Annotated in this window: 15 protein-coding genes; 7 read left to right on the top strand and 8 right to left on the bottom strand. The window is 59.2% G+C overall.

Features of this window, described 5'->3' with window-relative positions:
* Positions 1 to 15 precede the first annotated feature (15 nt).
* Positions 16 to 930: a glycosyltransferase family 92 protein gene (locus tag ACK83U_RS09705; RefSeq protein ID WP_112605640.1), complete on the top strand. Its 915-nt coding sequence runs from the start codon at positions 16 to 18 to the stop codon at positions 928 to 930.
* Positions 931 to 939: 9 nt separating this feature from the next.
* On the opposite strand, the gene ACK83U_RS09700 is transcribed toward ACK83U_RS09705, so the two are convergent.
* The 6 genes from ACK83U_RS09700 to ACK83U_RS09675 form a co-directional block, all read right to left on the bottom strand.
* Positions 940 to 2019, bottom strand: a complete 1080-nt coding sequence (locus ACK83U_RS09700; RefSeq protein ID WP_112604984.1) for a glycosyltransferase — start codon at positions 2017 to 2019, stop codon at positions 940 to 942.
* Between the two features lie 6 nt (positions 2020 to 2025).
* Complete coding sequence (gene greA, locus ACK83U_RS09695) at positions 2026 to 2502, bottom strand: transcription elongation factor GreA (protein WP_015340574.1); 477 nt, start codon at positions 2500 to 2502, stop codon at positions 2026 to 2028.
* 252 nt (positions 2503 to 2754) lie between these two features.
* Positions 2755 to 6240, bottom strand: coding sequence for a carbamoyl-phosphate synthase large subunit (gene carB / locus ACK83U_RS09690; RefSeq protein ID WP_112604987.1), 3486 nt, complete (start codon positions 6238 to 6240; stop codon positions 2755 to 2757).
* Between the two features lie 232 nt (positions 6241 to 6472).
* On the bottom strand, positions 6473 to 7642 hold the full coding sequence (locus tag ACK83U_RS09685) for a glutathionylspermidine synthase family protein (protein ID WP_112604990.1): 1170 nt from the start codon (positions 7640 to 7642) through the stop codon (positions 6473 to 6475).
* Between the two features lie 11 nt (positions 7643 to 7653).
* Positions 7654 to 8223, bottom strand: coding sequence for a DUF1190 domain-containing protein (locus ACK83U_RS09680; RefSeq protein WP_162708022.1), 570 nt, complete (start codon positions 8221 to 8223; stop codon positions 7654 to 7656).
* Positions 8224 to 8536: 313 nt separating this feature from the next.
* A complete protein-coding gene (locus ACK83U_RS09675; protein WP_112604996.1) occupies positions 8537 to 9361 on the bottom strand; it encodes a LytTR family DNA-binding domain-containing protein in 825 nt (274 codons plus the stop codon).
* Positions 9362 to 9447: 86 nt separating this feature from the next.
* On the opposite strand from ACK83U_RS09675, the gene ACK83U_RS09670 reads away from it, so the two are divergent.
* Together ACK83U_RS09670 and ACK83U_RS09665 are read left to right on the top strand one after the other, a co-directional pair.
* Positions 9448 to 9939 (top strand): DUF2306 domain-containing protein, encoded by a 492-nt coding sequence (locus ACK83U_RS09670; RefSeq protein WP_112605000.1) that lies wholly within the window; start codon positions 9448 to 9450, stop codon positions 9937 to 9939.
* Between the two features lie 93 nt (positions 9940 to 10032).
* Positions 10033 to 10953, top strand: a complete 921-nt coding sequence (locus ACK83U_RS09665; RefSeq protein WP_112605003.1) for a neutral zinc metallopeptidase — start codon at positions 10033 to 10035, stop codon at positions 10951 to 10953.
* Between the two features lie 49 nt (positions 10954 to 11002).
* Here ACK83U_RS09665 and ACK83U_RS09660 read toward each other — a convergent pair whose 3' ends face one another.
* On the bottom strand, positions 11003 to 11995 hold the full coding sequence (locus ACK83U_RS09660) for an aldo/keto reductase (RefSeq protein WP_112605006.1): 993 nt from the start codon (positions 11993 to 11995) through the stop codon (positions 11003 to 11005).
* Between the two features lie 123 nt (positions 11996 to 12118).
* Between ACK83U_RS09660 and ACK83U_RS09655 the strand changes: the two genes are divergently transcribed.
* The 4 genes from ACK83U_RS09655 to ACK83U_RS09640 all read left to right on the top strand — a co-directional run bounded on the left by ACK83U_RS09655 (position 12119) and on the right by ACK83U_RS09640 (position 16661).
* Positions 12119 to 13030 (top strand): LysR family transcriptional regulator, encoded by a 912-nt coding sequence (locus ACK83U_RS09655; RefSeq protein WP_112605009.1) that lies wholly within the window; start codon positions 12119 to 12121, stop codon positions 13028 to 13030.
* Between the two features lie 160 nt (positions 13031 to 13190).
* Positions 13191 to 14447, top strand: coding sequence for a TCR/Tet family MFS transporter (locus ACK83U_RS09650; protein ID WP_112334806.1), 1257 nt, complete (start codon positions 13191 to 13193; stop codon positions 14445 to 14447).
* 148 nt (positions 14448 to 14595) lie between these two features.
* Positions 14596 to 15996 carry an MATE family efflux transporter gene (locus ACK83U_RS09645; RefSeq protein WP_112605012.1) on the top strand — a complete coding sequence of 467 codons (1401 nt, stop codon included), beginning with the start codon at positions 14596 to 14598 and terminating at the stop codon, positions 15994 to 15996.
* A gap of 92 nt (positions 15997 to 16088) precedes the next feature.
* Positions 16089 to 16661, top strand: coding sequence for an EVE domain-containing protein (locus ACK83U_RS09640; protein WP_112605015.1), 573 nt, complete (start codon positions 16089 to 16091; stop codon positions 16659 to 16661).
* 115 nt (positions 16662 to 16776) lie between these two features.
* Here the strand turns inward: ACK83U_RS09640 and carA are convergent, their stop codons facing one another.
* A complete protein-coding gene (carA, locus tag ACK83U_RS09635; RefSeq protein WP_112334807.1) occupies positions 16777 to 17985 on the bottom strand; it encodes a glutamine-hydrolyzing carbamoyl-phosphate synthase small subunit in 1209 nt (402 codons plus the stop codon).
* Positions 17986 to 17999 lie beyond the last annotated feature (14 nt).

The raw sequence follows: 17999 nt of genomic DNA, 5'->3' as shown, positions 1-17999 counted from the left end.
GATGGAATGAAGCTTATGCGCTGGCTAAAACCCAAGGCGTCCGACGCCAAGAAGCTGTCCATCGAACCGCCCGAGCCAAGGGCAGGACGCCATGGCATCGCCATTGCCGCCTGTGTGAAGAACGAGGCTCGTTATATCGAGGAATGGGTGCGCTTCCACCAAGCGGTCGGCATTCGTCACTTCTATATCTATGATAATGGATCGACGGATGAGACCTGCTCGCTTCTTCGAAGCCTGCTCTCTGAAGATGCGTTGACGATTGTTCCCTGGGCCGGGCGCATGCGCGATGCGGCGACATCGGCGGTACTGAACGGCCAGGTCATTACCTTCGCGCATGCCATCCTGAATTTTGGCGGTGACTACCGCTGGATGGCGTTTATCGATGTGGACGAATTCCTCCTGCCGAAGGAGGCTGCGACGGTCGAACAGGCGTTGGAAGCCGTCGGCGATTTCCCGAATGTCTCGCTGCCCTGGCATATGTTTGCGACCAGCGGCCATGAGATGCCGTCGGACGGACCGTTGACGTTGAATTATACGATGCGCGGCGCCGATCCAATGACGACGAAGGAAAACGTCAGCAATTTCAAGTGTATCGTCGATCCATGTGAAGTAACCGAAGTCAGTGTGCACCAGTTCCGGACGCGGGCCTACGGGGATCTGACGGCCAATGACGCGGGCAAGCGGTTTACCCGGCGTGCGCGGAAGTCGCCCGAGTTCTATTCGAACCGTTTTCTGCAGCTGAACCACTATTATACGAAGTCCCGGCAGGAGCTGATGGAGAAGCTGGCGCGGGGTTGGACCTATGACAGCAGTGCGACGAAATATCGGGACAAGGTCCTGTCCATCGTCAAAAGCATCGAGGAAGAGATGGTGGAGGATCGTTCGATGATCGATTTCATCGAGCGCAAGCGCATCGATCTCGGCCGCTGATTGATCCGCTCACTTGTTGGCGACCAGCAGCCGCTTGTAGACGTCGCCGATGGCGGTCGCTTCCTTTTCCAGGGCGAATTCGCTGCGCACATGGCGCACGGCATTTTCTCCCTGGCGAAGCGTTTCCTCCGGATTGGCCAGATAGAAGGCGATCGCTCTGGTGAGAGCCTCGCCATCGCCCGCCGGCACCACGGCGCCGGTTTCGCCCGGCACGATCATTTCGGCATAGGCGCCGGCATCCGAGGCGACGACGGCGGTGCGGGAAGCCATGGCTTCGAGCGGCGTCAGACCGAAACCCTCGTTGCGGGAAGGGGCGACATAGAGGGTAGCGCGGCGATACCAGGGCTTGATATCGTCGACTTCGCCCATGAAGCGGATGCGATCGGTGAGGCCTGCATCCGCCGCCATCTTTTGCAACTGGTCGCCAAAACCGCGATGCTCTGATGTCACGCGGCCGCACACGACGGCTGTCCAGTCCGGATAGCGCGGCAACAGCTCGATCATCGCCTTGACGAAGAGATCCGTGCCCTTCTGATGGCGGACGCGGCCGAAGCAGCCGATCAGATAGGTGCCGGGCAGGCCGGTTGCGGCCATGCGGTCATCAGGCTTTTCCGGCGGATGGAAGCTGTTGAGGTCGACGCCGTGCTGGATGACGGTGTGCGGCACCTCGAGAAAGCTGCCCGAGCGGGTGCTGGTGGCAATGACCGCGTCCATGCGGCGGATCAGCCAGCGCGTATAGCCTGTATGGCGGCGCTGGGCGGCCGAGGTAAAGACTAACTTGAGAGGCATGCGCAGAACGGAGCGCAGCAGCAAACCCGCTAGCATTTCGTTATTGCGGCGGGCATGCCAAATGCGGACGCGATAGCGGCGCGGCTTCATCCACAGACCGGGCAGGCGGAGCCAGCCGAGCCTTGGCAGGCTCTCCGGCAGACCGGGGCCGAGTGTGGCGATATGATAGCCGAGCTCGACCTGCTTGGGGATCAGTTGCACGATCGTAGACGTAACGCCGGAAAGCCGGCGTTTGAAGTTCGTTGCTATGATTTCGATCTCACGGAGATCGCTCGCATGCGCTGTCTCGCGATCGCGCACGGGCGATCAGCCCCAAGTGATGGAGAGAATTTCGTAACCCTTGGCGCCGCCGGGTGCATTGACCTCGATGGAATCGCCGACTTCCTTGCCGATCAGGGCGCGGGCGATCGGGGAGGAGATAGAGATGCGGCCTGCTTTCACGTCGGCTTCCTGGTCGCCGACGATCTGGTAGATCTTCTCTTCTTCTGTGTCTTCGTCGACCAGCTTGACCTTGGCGCCGAACTTGATCTTCGAGCCGGACATCTTGGTGAGATCGATGACTTCGGCGCGCGCCGTCAGATCTTCGAGCTCGGAGATGCGGCCTTCATTATGGCTCTGGGCTTCCTTGGCGGCATGGTACTCGGCATTTTCAGAGAGATCGCCATGGGCGCGCGCCTCTGCAATTGCCTCGATGATTCGCGGGCGCTCTTCCTGCTGACGCCAGCGCAGTTCTTCCTGCAGCTTGACGAACCCGTTCTGCGTCATCGGTACCTTTTCAACCATTTTTCTTGTCCTTCACTCCCTGTGTTGCTCTGCTGCAGACACAAAAGAAAACAGGTCCCGAAGGGGTACTTCGGAACCATCCAGAGCCGTTATTCCCTCATCTATAGCAGATTGCGACAGACGAATGCCAGAAAATTCGAAGGTTTAAGACAAGCTCCTGTTGAAGCCCTTGACCATTCGACCGGCTGGCGGGGGCGCAGCGAAGGTGAGCCGGCTATCCCGCTCACGCTCCTGACTACGGAATTAACTGCTTCAGAAATAGCTCTGCAACGGTTGAACTTCGAGGTTTCCGGCCTTCAGCGCCTTGATCGCCATGGCGGCTGCTTCGGCACCAGCCATGGTGGTGTAGTATGGCACCTTCTGCATCAGCGTCGCACGGCGCAGGGACTTCGAATCCGAGATCGCCTTGTTGCTGTCGGTCGTATTGATGACGAGCTGGACCTGACGGTTGCGGATCGCGTCCTCGATATGCGGACGTCCCTCAAGCACCTTGTTGATCTTCGTCGCCTCGATGCCGTTTTCGGCGAGGAAGCGCTGGGTGCCGCCGGTTGCGAGCACCTTGAAGCCCTGTTCCGCCAGCATGCGGATGGCCGGCAGCACGCGCGGCTTGTCGTCGTCGCGGACCGAGACAAACACCGTTCCGTCACGCGGCAGTTCCACGCCGGCGCCGAGCTGGGACTTGGCGAAGGCGAGCGCGAAATCCGTATCGAGGCCGATGACTTCGCCGGTCGAGCGCATTTCCGGCCCGAGCAGGGTGTCGACGCCAGGGAAGCGGGCGAAGGGGAAGACTGCCTCCTTGACGGCGATATGCTTCAGCTTGCGCGGATCGGGTTTTTCGCCATAGGCGGCAAAGGTCGCATCCAGCTTTTCGCCGGCCATGACGCGGGCGGCGATTTTGGCGATCGGCGCGCCGATGGTCTTGGCGACGAAGGGCACCGTGCGCGAGGCGCGCGGGTTGACTTCGAGCACGTAGACCGTGTCGTCCTTGATGGCGAACTGAACGTTCATCAGGCCGCCGACATTCAGAGCCTTGGCCATGGCTTTCGCCTGGCGCTCCAACTCGTCGATCATCACAGGAGAGAGCGTGCGAGGGGGCAGCGAGCAAGCGGAGTCACCCGAATGAATGCCGGCTTCTTCGATATGCTCCATGATGCCGGCAATGTAGACGTCGGTGCCGTCGGAGAGGCAATCGACGTCGACTTCGATGGCGTTCGTCAGATAGCTGTCGAACAGCAGCGGGTTCTTGCCGAGCAGCGTGTTGATCTGGCCGGTCTTGTCGTTCGGATAACGCTGCTTGATGTCTTCCGGCACCAGTTCCGGAACCGTGTCGAGCAGGTAGCCCTGCAGCTGGCCTTCCGAATGGAGGATCTGCATGGCGCGGCCGCCAAGAACGTAGGACGGGCGCACGACCAGCGGGAAGCCGATTTCGGAGGCGACGAGGCGTGCCTGTTCGACGGAGTAGGCAATGCCGTTATTCGGCTGGTTGAGATCAAGCTTCATCAGGAGCTTCTGGAAGCGGTCACGATCTTCGGCAAGGTCGATAGCATCAGGCGCAGTGCCGAGGATCGGGATACCGTTCTTTTCCAGCGCTTCGGCGAGCTTCAGCGGGGTCTGGCCGCCGAACTGGACGATGACGCCAACGACTTCGCCCTTTTCCTGCTCCGCACGCAAGATCTCGATGACATCTTCGGCCGTCAGCGGCTCGAAATAGAGACGATCCGACGTGTCGTAGTCGGTCGAAACCGTTTCCGGGTTGCAGTTGATCATGATGGCTTCATAACCGGCATCCTTCAGCGCGAAGGCGGCATGGCAGCAGCAATAATCGAATTCAATGCCCTGGCCGATTCGGTTCGGGCCGCCACCGAGGATGACGACCTTCTTGCGGTCGGAAACCTGGGCCTCGGAGCGGGCAGCGCCGACGAAGGGCGTCTCATAGGTCGAGTACATGTAGGCCGTCGGCGAGGCGAATTCGGCGGCGCAGGTATCGATGCGCTTGAAGACCGGGCGGACATTCAGAGAATTGCGGAGTTCGGCGACTTCCTTCGGGCGCTTGCCGGTCAGCGTCGCCAGACGGGCGTCGGAGAAGCCCATGGCCTTCAGCATGCGCAAATTAGCGGCGTCCTGCGGCAGGCCGTGCTCGCGGATGCGGCTTTCCATGTCGACGATGTTCTTCAGCTGCTCAAGGAACCAGGGGTCGATCTTGCAGCCTTCATGCACCTCTTCGACGCTCATGCCCTGGCGCAGCGCCTGGGCGACCATGCGCAGGCGATCGGGCGTCGGCGTGCCGATGGCGGCGCGGATGGCATTCTGGCTGCCTTCGCCTTCCTCGATGCCGGGAATTTCGATCTCGTCCAGGCCCGTCAGGCCGGTTTCGAGACCACGCAGAGCCTTCTGCAGCGATTCCGCGAAGGTACGGCCAATCGCCATGACTTCGCCGACCGACTTCATCGCGGTGGTTAGAACCGGGGATGCGCCAGGGAATTTTTCAAAGGCGAAGCGTGGGATCTTGGTGACGACGTAGTCGATCGAGGGCTCGAAGGAGGCCGGGGTTGCGCCGCCGGTGATGTCGTTTTCGAGTTCGTCCAGGGTGTAGCCAACGGCGAGCTTGGCTGCGATCTTGGCGATCGGGAAGCCGGTTGCCTTCGAGGCCAGCGCGGAGGAGCGCGAAACGCGCGGGTTCATTTCGATGACGACGAGGCGGCCGTCCTTCGGGTTGACGGCAAACTGTACGTTCGAGCCGCCGGTTTCGACGCCGATCTCGCGCAGGACCGCGATCGAGGCGTTACGCATGATCTGATATTCTTTGTCCGTCAGAGTCAGAGCCGGGGCGACGGTGATCGAATCGCCGGTATGAACGCCCATCGGGTCGATGTTTTCGATCGAGCAGATTATGATGCAGTTGTCCGCCTTGTCGCGGACCACTTCCATCTCGAATTCCTTCCAGCCGAGAACCGATTCTTCGATCAGGACTTCCGTGGTCGGGGAAGCATCGAGGCCGCCGCCGACGATTTCGAAGAATTCCGAGCGGTTGTAGGCGATGCCGCCGCCCGTGCCGCCCAGCGTGAAGGACGGGCGGATGATGGCGGGCAGGCCGACATGGTCGAGCGCCTGCGCGGCAATTGCCATCGCATGGCTCATATAGCGCTGCTTGCGGTCGCTCTCACCGAGGTTCCACTGGTTTTCCAGTTCGTCGAGTGCCTTGTCGAGCTCGGTGCCGGTAAGCTGCGCCTTCAGCTTGCTGCGCTCGGCCTCGTGGGTCTTGCGGTCGGCATCCTTGATGTCTGTGGCGTTTGCCAGCATGGAGCGCGGCGTTTCGAGGCCGATGCGGGCCATGGCTTCGCGGAAGAGGGCACGGTCTTCGGCCATGTCGATGGCGGCAGGTTTCGCGCCGATCATCTCGACATTGTAACGGTCGAGCACGCCCATGCGCTTCAGCGACAGCGCGGTATTGAGTGCGGTCTGGCCGCCCATGGTGGGCAGCAGCGCGTCAGGGCGCTCCTTGGCGATGATCTTGGCGACGACCTCGGGCGTGATCGGTTCGACATAGGTCGCATCCGCCAGGCCCGGATCGGTCATGATCGTTGCCGGATTGGAGTTGACGAGGATGACGCGGTAGCCTTCCTCTCGGAGCGCCTTACAGGCCTGCGTGCCGGAATAGTCGAATTCGCAAGCCTGTCCGATAACAATCGGTCCTGCGCCGATAATGAGGATCGATTTGATATCTTGGCGCTTCGGCATGGGCTCACATCCATTTTTTCGTTGCGCCAAAAACCGGCCAGGGTGGGAGATCACCGGCCGGGGGCGCTATGGGCAATATTTTCAGGCTAGAAGCGGCTTATAGGCAAATGTATTTGCAAACGGAACCCCATAAATGGCGGAATCGACATGAATTCTGCCAAGATCGCCCAGGGGCGGTTAAATGATATGCCAAATGGGAAAGCGCGACAGCGACGGGACCCTCGTTGATCGGCTAACCCTCAATATAATGTGGTACGAAGCGGGACGTGTCACGGGTGATGGGGGTGTCATCCTCGCGAATGCCGATGCCCGCTGGCTGGCCGGCGACAACCCAGGAGCCGATGACAGTCCAATCATCGCCGAAACAGGGGAGCAAGTGCATTGCCTGCCGTATATATCCCTCTTCGCCGTAAGGTCCTTCGACCTGATATATGCCGGCACCGGCTTCGTAATTGACGAGCGTTACATTCGCGCCTTTGCGCGATAGCAACGGCTTGCGGACATATCGCACGCCGAGATCGCCGATACGCGTATCGTCCTCGAAATAAGCGGGCAGAAGGTTTTCGTGACCGGGGAACATATCCCATAGAACCGGTAGCAGTCCCTTGTTGGACAAGGTCAGTTTCCACAGCGGCTCAATGACACGCGTCGGGGTGAGCGGCAGATGGCGGCCGAAAGGTTCGCGCACCATGTCTTCGAGGGGATAAAGCTTGAACAGGCAGTCGATGGGCTCATCCTGAAGGTCGATCAGCCGATGCTCATCGTCGACGCCGATATCCGGCATGGCGATGAGCTTCGCCTTGCAGCCGGCCTGAGCGGCGCAGTCGACAAGATAGTTCAACGTCACGAGGTCTTCTTCGGATTCCAGCATGCCGGCAAAGTGCATGTGCCCCGCAGGTGCCGCAAGAATACGTATGGCATCGATCAGTCGTTCGTGCACCGAATTGAACTGGTCTGCCGAGGAGGGAAGTTCGCCGCGCTGCTTCATATCTTCCAACCAGCGCCACTGAAAAACAGCACTTTCGAATAGACTGGTCGGTGTATCAGCATTGAATTCAAGAAGCTTTGCCGGACCGTTCCCGTCATAGGAAAGGTCGAAACGGCCGTAGAGGTCACGCTCGTGATTGCGCCAGGAACGCTGTACAGCATCATGATAGGCCGAGGGAATGGCCATCCGGCGCATCAATTCCTCGTCCGAGGCGATCCTTTCGACCGCCGCATAGCACATGTCGAGCAATTCGGTAGAAGGATCTTCGAGTTTCGTCCCTACTTCCTCCAGGGTAAAAGCGTAGGCGTGTCTCTCATCCCAATAGCGTTGCCCGTACATGGAATGTATGGTGAAGCCACAGGCCTCGGCGTCGGCCTTCCAATCCGGCCGTTCGTTCATCACAACGCGTTTCATTCGTTCACCCGTCAGCCCGAAAGATGGAAGCCACGAAAGCCCCAACCACCGCGTTCTACTGCGCCGCTCGAACGGCTGGCACGTTCGGAGGATTTTCCCCAAGAGCCACCGCTACCGCCGCCACCGGAAGAAGACGATTGTGTGTTGTCGTCTTTTCTTTCGGCATATTTCGTTTTTCCAAGCAGCATGCCATTGGCAAGGCTTCGTCCGGTCGCCGTTCGAAAGTCGGTACTCCCAAACGGCTGATATAGCGCCTTCGTATCAAACGATCTGGCGGCGCTGCCGACGAGATAACCGGCCAGGAGGGGAATGAAGTGCCCCATACCGGACTGATGCGTGCTTGTCGTTGGCTGACAATTATTGACGCCATAGTCCTTTTCGCAGTTTGCGGCTGTTTCATAGGCAGGTGCATTCTGCTGGCGTTCCACTTCGGCCGAGGCAAAGTCAGATCGACATTCATCAGCGGAAAAGACTTTACCCGCAATGCAGGCATTGACGTCTTTGTAAATTTGAACCCTATCCTCCTTCTCGCCACAGCTCGTCAATGCCGCTGTTCCCATGAGCAGCAAAGACACACTCATCGATCGCTTCATAAACCCCTGCGCGGTGCGCGTTAAGACACCCACATCGTTCAGGATTGCCTGACGGCATCGCGGTTGTCCGCTTATGTAAGAGATACAATGTGAAAAATGTGGGCGCGAAATCTGAGTTAGGTGCAAATCGTCCGCATTTAAAGAATGCGGACGCAAGTTAGGCCGATTTTTTTAAATCAATGGTTGTGACCGTAAAGAATATCTTTCCAACTTTCATAAGTCGCATTGACTCTATGTATTTGGAGGGAGCTGTCTTTGCCTCCGGTCCGCCCCGGCAGAAGCGGTGGTAATCCGGCAGCCATCAGCCGAAACGACGCCGAACGGCTTCCGCATACGAGCGGCTGACTGGCATCTCCATTCCGTCGCGTGCGACGACGAAAAGCTTGCCGTTGTCGCGTTTGAGGCCGGCAACATGATCCGCCGCGACCCAGTGCGATCGATGCAGGCGGATACCCTCGGTATTGCCGATTTCCATCAGGGCATCGCTGAAGCGCAGCAGGATGAGTTCACGGCCACGTGTCGTCACGACCTCCGTGTAGTGGTCGCGAACGGTAAGCCTTATTAGCGCTCCACGGTTTTCCGGCTTCAAACGCGAGAGAATCGGAGGTTGCGATATTCCGGGCCGAATCTCAGATGCGGAGGCGGATATCGTCTTCGCTTCCGCGAGATCTGCTCCTCCGGCTGCGATCGCTATCTGCCGATGCATGGTCATATAGGAGAGAATGCAGAAGAGGGCGCAGAGGGGTATGGATCCGATGGACTGATGCAGGCTGCCGGCTACCGTGGGCCATGTGCCGAAGAATGCGAAGTCGATGAGCGCGATGCCGAAGCCGATCGGCAATGCGGCGGCGACAGAACCGATCATCATCCTGGCGAACATGCTTGCTATTTGCCCGCGCAGCAGGATCTCGGCGACGATGGAGAAGACGATCGCGATCGACCACGCCATGGCGTGCAGCGCAAGCCAGTAGCCCAGTCTTGCTCCCGGCATCAGCCTGTCAAGGGTGCCGTACGGTCCGGTCAGGGCAAAGATCAGGACGATCGTGACGAAGGTCGCCCAGAAGCGCGGTGAACGCTGGATGACCTGCAATTCACGAAGCGTGGACTGCAGAAAGGTGTGATCCACGAAGATGTCTCGTTCTTTCGCGCAATTTCGGTTGAGAGAACGGCACTATCACGGAAAGGCTCGATAAACTCAACCGGATAGAAATCATGACGTTCGAGCCGCTTCTTGATGCACCAATTGCGATCCAGATCCATGTCGCGGCGGTCGTCCCGGCCGCATTGCTGGGGGCCTATCTTCTCGCAAGGCCGAAGGGGACGCCGATACACCGGGTGCTCGGCAAGATATGGCTGGCTCTCATGGCCGTCACGGCGCTCTCGAGCTTCTTCATTCATCAGATCAACATGTTTTATGGCTTCAGCCCGATCCACCTGCTTTCCCTTTTCGTTCTCTTCGGTTGCTGGGGAGCGATCGCCAATGCCCGCAAACATGATATCGAGGCGCATAAACGCATCGTCAGAGGCCTTTACTTCGGTGGCATCGTGGGTGCCGGAGCTTTTACCTTTCTTCCGGGGCGGATCATGAGCAAGGTGGCCTTCGACGGCGATGAAGTGGCGCCGTTTCTGGTGGCGGCGGGTATAGTCATCGCGCTTTTATGGCTGATGTCTAAAGAAATATGGCAGCGCCGCCGTTTAAGCTAATGTTCTGTCGATAGCCAACTGGCTTTGTTACACTTCCTGGATATATAAATACCTCAAGGGACTTTGATTTTAGGCATCGCCAGGAGGTGCACTATGGATTGGAAGGGGCGTCGGCAATCCGACAATATTGAGGACGAACGCGGCTCATCACCGATGAGCGGCGGCAGTGGCGGCGGCTTTCGATTTCCGGGTGGAGGGATTGGCGGCGGCGGTTTGAGCTTCCGCACCATTATCGTCCTTATCGTGATCTTCCTGATCCTGAGGGCCATGGGCGTCGATGTCATCGGCCTACTGCAGCAAAGCGGCATTCTGGAGGGTGGCGGCTCCGGATATCAGCAGAGCACTTCCAACAATAGTAGTGGCGGGCAGCCGGCCAATGACGAGATGAAGCAGTTCGTCGCGACCGTGCTTGCCGATACGGAGGACACCTGGACCGGCATCTTCAAATCGATGGGCCAGACCTATACGGATCCGAAGCTCGTGCTGTTTTCCGGCAGCTTCCCTTCGGCTTGCGGTCAGGCTTCGGCGGCGACCGGCCCCTTCTATTGCCCGAGCGATCAGAAGGTCTATCTCGACATGGCCTTTTTCCAGCAGATGAAGGACCAGTTCGGCGCATCCGGCGATTTCGCGCAAGCCTATGTGATCGCGCATGAGGTCGGCCACCATGTCCAGGACCTGCTCGGAATCCTGCCGAAGTTCAACCAGGCCCGCCGCACCATGAGCGAAGTGGACGCCAACAAGATGTCGGTGCGCATCGAACTGCAGGCCGATTGCTTTGCCGGTATCTGGGGCAAGTTCACCCAGCAGAAGGGCATCCTGCAGGCCGGCGACCTCGAAGAGGCGCTGAACGCAGCGCAGCAGATCGGCGATGACACGCTGCAGAAGCGCACGCAGGGCTATGTCGTTCCCGACAGCTTCAATCATGGCACTTCGGCGCAACGCATGAAGTGGTTCAAGCAGGGTTTCGATTCCGGCAAGCTCTCGGATTGCGATACGCTGAACAATCCGGTCTGATCTTGCTTGCCCGCTGCCGTGATGCCGGCGAGCGGGCAAGCCTTTCGGGTTATTTCTCGCTGTCGAGATGCGTCAGCTGCGCTTCGGGGTAGCGGCCACCGGCAGCGGCGTCTTTCGGGATCGCGCGTTCGATCGCGGCCATATCGGCTTGCGACAATTCAACCGAGAGCGCTCCCAAGGCTTCCGTCAGGCGGTCGCGGCGACGGGCGCCGATGACCGGGACGATATCCTTGCCCTTGGCTGCGACCCAGGCAATCGCGATCTGGGCGACGGTTGCGCCCTTCGCCTCGGCGATCCGGCGTAAAGCTTCCACCAGTTCCAGGTTCTTTTCGACGTTTCCAGCTTGAAAGCGCGGGCTTATCGTGCGGAAATCGCCCTTTTGGACATTACCCTTCTGCCAGTGGCCGCTGATGAGGCCGCGCGAAAGAACGCCGTAGGCGGTGATACCGATACCTAATTCACGGCAGGTCGGCAGGATCTTGTCTTCGATGCCGCGCGAGATCAGCGAATATTCGATCTGCAGGTCGATGATCGGATGGATGGCAGCGGCGCGGCGGATGGTGTCAGCGCCGACTTCCGACAGGCCGATATGTCTGATGTAGCCTGCCTTGACGAGGTCCGATATCGCGCCGATCTGATCTTCGATCGGCACGTTCGGGTCGAGGCGAGCAGGGCGGTAGATATCGATGTGATCGACGCCGAGGCGCTGCAGCGAATAGGCGACGAAATTGCGGATCGCTGCCGGCCGGGCGTCGTAGCCGAGCCATGCGCCGGCGGGATCGCGCAGCGCGCCGAACTTGACGCTCAGCAGGAAATCGTCCCGCTTCACCCCCTTGATCGCTTCGCCGATCAACATCTCATTGTGGCCCATGCCGTAGAAATCACCGGTATCGAGCAGGTTGATCCCGGCATCGAGCGCGGCATGGATGGTGGCGATGCTTTCGGTGCGATCGGACGGCCCATACATGCCAGACATGCCCATGCAGCCGAGGCCAAGCGTGGATACCTGCGGTCCGGTTCTTCCCAGTTGATGTTTTTCCATCGTTACTCTCCTTGGTCGAAGGTGCGCCCTCTTTTCCAAAGGCCTCTGTGATGATGTTTTACTCCGCTGCTCTCTGTGCGATAATCCCGGTAAATCGAAACGGGTCGTTTGGAATTTCGCACAATGGATGACTTGCCACTGGCAGACCTGGTTGCCTTTACTGCGGTTGCCCGCGAACGCAGCTTTCGCGAAGCGGCACGCAAGCGCGGCGTTTCCGCCTCGTCATTAAGCGAAGCGGTTCGGCGGCTGGAGGAACGGCTGACGGTCCGTCTGCTCAATCGCACGACCCGAAGCGTGACGCCGACGGAAGCTGGGGAGCGGCTGATGGAGCGGCTGACGCCCGCTATGAGCGAGATCTCTGTGGCGCTTGACGATATCAACAGCTTTCGTGACAGCGTCGGCGGGACTTTGCGGCTGAATGTGCCACTTGTCGCTGCCATGGTCGTCATGCCCGACATCATCAGCCGCTTTCTGAAGGAGTATCCGGCGATATCAGTCGAAATCGTCGCCGAGGACAGTTTCATCGATGTCGTGGCGGCCGGCTACGATGCCGGGATTCGCTATGACGAGCGGCTGGAAAAGGACATGATCGCCGTGCCGATCGGGCCGCGGCAACAGCATTATATCACGGCTGCCGCGCCGGCCTATCTGGCTGCAAACGGCACGCCACAACATCCGCGCGATATACTCGAGCATCGCTGTATTCGTCATCGCTTCCTAAGCGGATCCGTGGTGCCTTGGGAGTTCGAAAGGAACGGCGAGACGATCTTCATTACGCCACCGATGGTGGTTGCGACGAATTCGATCGAGATAGAGCGCAGCGCTGCGGCGGCTGGATTGGGCATCATCAGAACATTCAAGGAATTCCTCGCGCCACAGATTGCCAGCGGAGAATTGGTGCCGATTTTGGAAGAATGGGACACGGCTTTTTCCGGCCCGTTTCTCTATTATGCCAGCAGACGCCATATGCCGGCACCGCTTAGAGCCTTCGTCGACTTTCTCAATCGAGAACAGCGGCGCGGTCGCGACAGATAGTCGCTTTTGTGCCAAGGATCAAAAAAAGCGTTCGATAAATCAATAGGATTGAAGCGTTCACGTATTGTTTCCGCCAAAATCTTTATGTATGGGGAACGCACCGGTTTTTCGTTCACGTTCTGTCTCTTTCATCGAGGCGGAGCCGCCAGAAGGCATCTCCATGATCGATCAGAAATTCGCCCGTCGAGGCCTGTTCCTCGTCTTCCTTATCCTCTTTCTCGACGTCATCGGTATCGCGATCATCATGCCGGTGATGCCGAAATATCTTGAGGAGTTGACGGGTGCCTCGGTCAGCACGGCGGCGACCGAGGGCGGCTGGCTGTTGCTGGCCTATGCCGGCATGCAGTTTCTGTTTTCACCCTTGATCGGCAATCTGAGCGATCGCTATGGCCGTCGGCCGCTGCTATTGGCCTCCGTGCTGACCTTCGCGATCGACAATTTCATCTGTGCGATTGCCGGCTCATACTGGATGCTGTTTGTCGGCCGCATCCTCGCCGGCATCAGCGGCGCAAGCTTCTCGACCTGCTCCGCCTATATCGCCGATATCAGCAATGATGAGAACCGTGCGAAGAATTTCGGCCTGATCGGCATGGCTTTCGGTGTCGGCTTCGTGCTTGGCCCCGTCATCGGGGGCTTTCTGGGCGAGTTCGGTCCCCGCGTGCCCTTCTATGGCGCGGCGGCTCTCGCGTTCCTAAATTTCGTCGGCGCCTATTTCCTGCTGCCGGAAACGCTCGACGCGAAACACCGCCGGCCCTTCGAGATCACGCGCGCCAATCCGTTCGGCGCGCTGAAGCACATGCGCCGCTACCAAGGTATCGGCTGGGTCTGTGTCGTGATGTTCCTGAACTGGCTGGCGCATGGCGTTTACCCGGCGGTCTGGGCTTTCGTCACCTCCTATCGCTATGACTGGAGCGAGGGGCAGATCGGCTTCTCGCTCGCTGTCTATGGGATAGGTGCCGCCGTCGCCATGGGTCTCGTATTGCCACGGCTGGTGCCTGTGCTCGGCGAGTGGAAGACCGCAGTGCTCGGAATGGTGTTTTCCGGTCTCGGCCTGATCGGCTACGCCTTTTCATGGCAAGGTTGGATGGTTTACGCAGTTATCGTCCTGACTGTTATTGAAAATGTCGCGGACGCGCCGCTTCGTTCCATTGCAGCCAGCAAGGTTCCGCCTTCCGCACAAGGCGAATTGCAGGGAGTGCTCGGCAGCCTGACGAGTATAACCGCCATCATTGGGCCGGTGCTGTTTCCGTATCTGTTCCAGTATTATACCGCGCCAACCGCACCCGTCGTTTTTGCTGGTGCGCCCTTCATCATGAGCGCAATCCTGGTGGTCGCCGGCCTTGTCGTGCTCGTGGCGAAGGTCCGCAAGACCGAGCCGAAAGCGGTATCCCAATCGCAGGCGGGCGAAGCGGCCTAAAATATCATCAGATATTTTGATGTTCTGATGAATTCTTTAGCATTATCGACTTGTCTGCTGGCTTTTTAACCTAGGTTGCGTTAATGCGGCAGGCTCGCGCACCCTTGGGTAGGACGGTTTGCGCGACTCTAAAGATCGAGTCTTCGCTATGGATATGCCGGCACCTGTGCGCCCTTACGCGCATGACAATGATAATTCGTGGTCTGCACATGTGCGCGCAACGCTTGCGCTGGGCATTCCGCTGATCGGTGCGCAATTGGCGCAGCTCGGGATTAACACCACTGACGTCATGATCGTGGGCCGGCTCGGTGCCGAACAACTGGCTGCAATGGTGCTTTCCGCGCAGTTTCTGTTCACGATCCTGGTTTTCGGTTCGGGTTTTTCCATCGCAGTCATGCCGCTGGTGGCGCAGGCCTATGGTAGAGGCGACGTTACCTCGGTGCGCCGTGCGCTGCGCATGGGCCTCTGGGTCGTAACGGCCTATTGGCTGTTGGCGCAGCCGGCTTTCTTCTATTCCGAGGAGATTTTGCTCGCGGCGGGGCAGAAGCCCGATGTCGCGAAATTGGCGAGCGGCTATATCGACATCGGCCACTTTGCCGTGTTGCCGGGGCTGCTCTACAATGTCATCCGGGCGCTGGTGAGCGCCATCGGCCGCGCCGGCATTATCCTCAAAGTGACTATCGCCATGTTGGTGATGAATGCCGTGCTTGCCTATATCCTGGTGCTAGGCCATTTCGGCCTGCCGGCGATGGGCCTGCATGGTGCGGCCATTGTCTCGGTCGCCGTGCAGACCGCCGGTTTGCTGTTCATCGTTGGTTACGTGCAAGCCCACCAGGAAACGCGGCGCTACGAGATCTTTGTGCGATTCTGGCGGCCCGACTGGCATGCTTTATGGGATGTCATCCGGCTTGGTTTCCCAATCGGCGTAACGGTTCTCGCTGAGGTCAGCCTATTCACGGCAGCATCGCTGCTGATGGGCCAGATCGGCACCGTCGAGCTTGCTGCGCATGGCATCGCTTTGCAGTGGGCGTCCATCGCCTTCATGATTCCGCTGGGCCTCAGCCAGGCGGCGACCGTGCGCGTCGGCGTCGCCCACGGGCAGGGCGATCATTTCGGCCTGAAGCGCGCCGCCATCGTCGCGCTCATCCTTTCGAGCTGCATCGCGCTTTGCGGCAGCATACTGTTTGCGACTATACCCTCCTGGCTGGCAAGCTGGTTCCTTGACGTTCATTCGGCCGAGGCGCCTGAGGTCCTTGCCTTTGCCGCACCGCTGATCGTCGTGGCCGGCTTCTTCCAGCTTGTCGATGGGCTGCAGGCGATTGCGAGCGGTCTGCTGCGCGGGCTGAAGGACGCACGCGTGCCGATGATCCTGGCGCTGATCGCTTATTGGCCAATCGGCTTCTTCCTCGCCTGGTTGCTGGCGTTTCCGCTGAATTTCGGCGGTATCGGCATCTGGTTTGGGTTCCTGCTCGGCCTTGCCTCCGCAGCGGCGATGCTTTGCGCGCGCTTCTACATTCTCGTGCGGACGGAGAAGGCTGCCGCCGCTTGATAGCGAGAGTCATCCCCGTCCTGCGAGACTGCTGACAAAAATTGACAGTATGATCGTCTATATCTGTCTCATACCAGAGACGGGAGACGACCATGAATTTCAAGGCAAGCAATCCTAGTGATGCCGCGCTTTTCCCGCGGGACGATCAGATCAATCGGGGGGCGGCCGTACGCCTCCTGCCACACGCCAACACGTCGTCCCGGCGTCCGGAGCCGGAGCAGAAGTCCTACTGGCTGGCCGTGGCCAGTGCCGAGCATGTACGCATTGGGCGTGAACATGGCTTCATGCAGGTGAACCACGGCAAGCGAGCCCCCTTGAAGCGTATCAAGCCGGGCGATGGCATCGTCTACTACTCTCCTTCAGTGAAGATGGGCGAGAGGGACGGCTTTCAGTGCTTCACCGCCATCGGTTTTGTCCGTGAGGGTGAGCCTTACCTGGCCGAGATGGGTTGCGGAAAAGCCTATCGTAAGGATGTGGACTGGCTTGATGCGCCCGAACAGCCGCTCCGTCCTCTCCTGGGCTGGCTTGATTTCACCCAGGACAAGAATTGGGGCTACAAGCTGAGATTCGGTCTCGTTGAATTCGGGCAGTCGGATTTCGAGTTCCTCGAAGAAATCCTGATGAGCGAGCTCGAAGTGGTCAAGCAGCGCCGCCTGCAAGCCTGAGCTTCGGCAAGCATGAACATATGTGCCGAGAGACCTCCCAAGTTGACACACAAAAAGAAAGCCTCGGATTGGCACCAATCCGAGGCTTTCTCATGCGATTAGATGGTCGGCTTTATCAGGCGCGCTCCGCCAGGGCTTCTTCACCCTTCTTTTCGCGCACTAGGTTGATGAAGCGGCGGAAGAGATAGTGGCTGTCCTGTGGGCCGGGCGATGCTTCCGGGTGATGCTGCACGGAGAAGACCGGCTTGCCGGAAACGCGAAGACCGCAATTGCTGCCATCGAACAGCGAAATATGAGTCTCCTCAACGCCTTCAGGCAGCGACTTCGAGTCGACTGCGAAGCCGTGGTTCATCGAGACGATCTCGACCTTGCCGGTCGTATGGTCCTTGACCGGATGGTTGGCACCGTGATGGCCCTGATGCATCTTTGCAGTCTTGGCTCCGAGGGCGAGGCCAAGCATCTGATGGCCGAGGCAGATACCGAAGAGCGGGATTTCGGTCTTCAGCAGATCCTTGATGACGGGCACGGCATATTCGCCGGTCGCTGCCGGGTCACCGGGGCCGTTCGAGAGAAAGATGCCATCCGGCTTGAGATCGAGGACGTCATTCGTCGAAGCCGTTGCCGGCAGGACGGTGACCTTGCAATCGAGGCCGGCGAAGAGGCGCAGGATGTTGCGCTTGACGCCGTAGTCCAGGCAGACGACATGGTACTTGGCGTCATCGGCGCCGAGTTCGCCATAGCCTTCGTTCCAGACCCAGGGTGTCTGCGACCATTGCGAGGACTGGCCGGAAGAGGCGACCTTGGCGAGATCAAGACCTTCAAGTCCGCTCCAGGCCTTGGCGTCCGCCTTCAGCTGCTCGATGTCGAATACGCCGTTCGGATCGTGAGCGATTACGCCATTCGGCATGCCGTTCTCGCGGATCCAGGCGGTCAGCGCACGCGTGTCGATGCCGCAGAGACCGATGATGCCGCGCGCCTTCAGCCACTGGTCGAGGTGCTTGGCGGCGCGGTAGTTCGAGGGGTCGGTGATATCGGCCTTGAAGATCACGCCGACGGCACCGTGGCGGGCGGCGGGCGTCAGGTCTTCGATGTCTTCATCGTTGGTGCCGACATTGCCGATATGGGGGAAGGTGAAGGTGACGATCTGGCCGAGATAAGAGGGGTCGGTCAGGATCTCTTCATAACCCGTGAGCGCCGTGTTGAAGCAGACTTCGGCCTGGACCTTGCCGGTCGCGCCGATACCCTTGCCTTCGATCACAGTGCCATCCGCGAGAACGAGGAGGGCAGTCGGCTTTTCAGTGGTCCATGGGGCTGTGGCGGTCATAGTCGTCATCCCGT

The sequence above is a fragment of the Rhizobium sp. WW22 genome (assembly GCF_047041135.1).
Taxonomy (GTDB): Bacteria; Pseudomonadota; Alphaproteobacteria; order Rhizobiales; family Rhizobiaceae; genus Rhizobium.
This window is presented reverse-complemented; position numbering and strand designations above follow the sequence as displayed.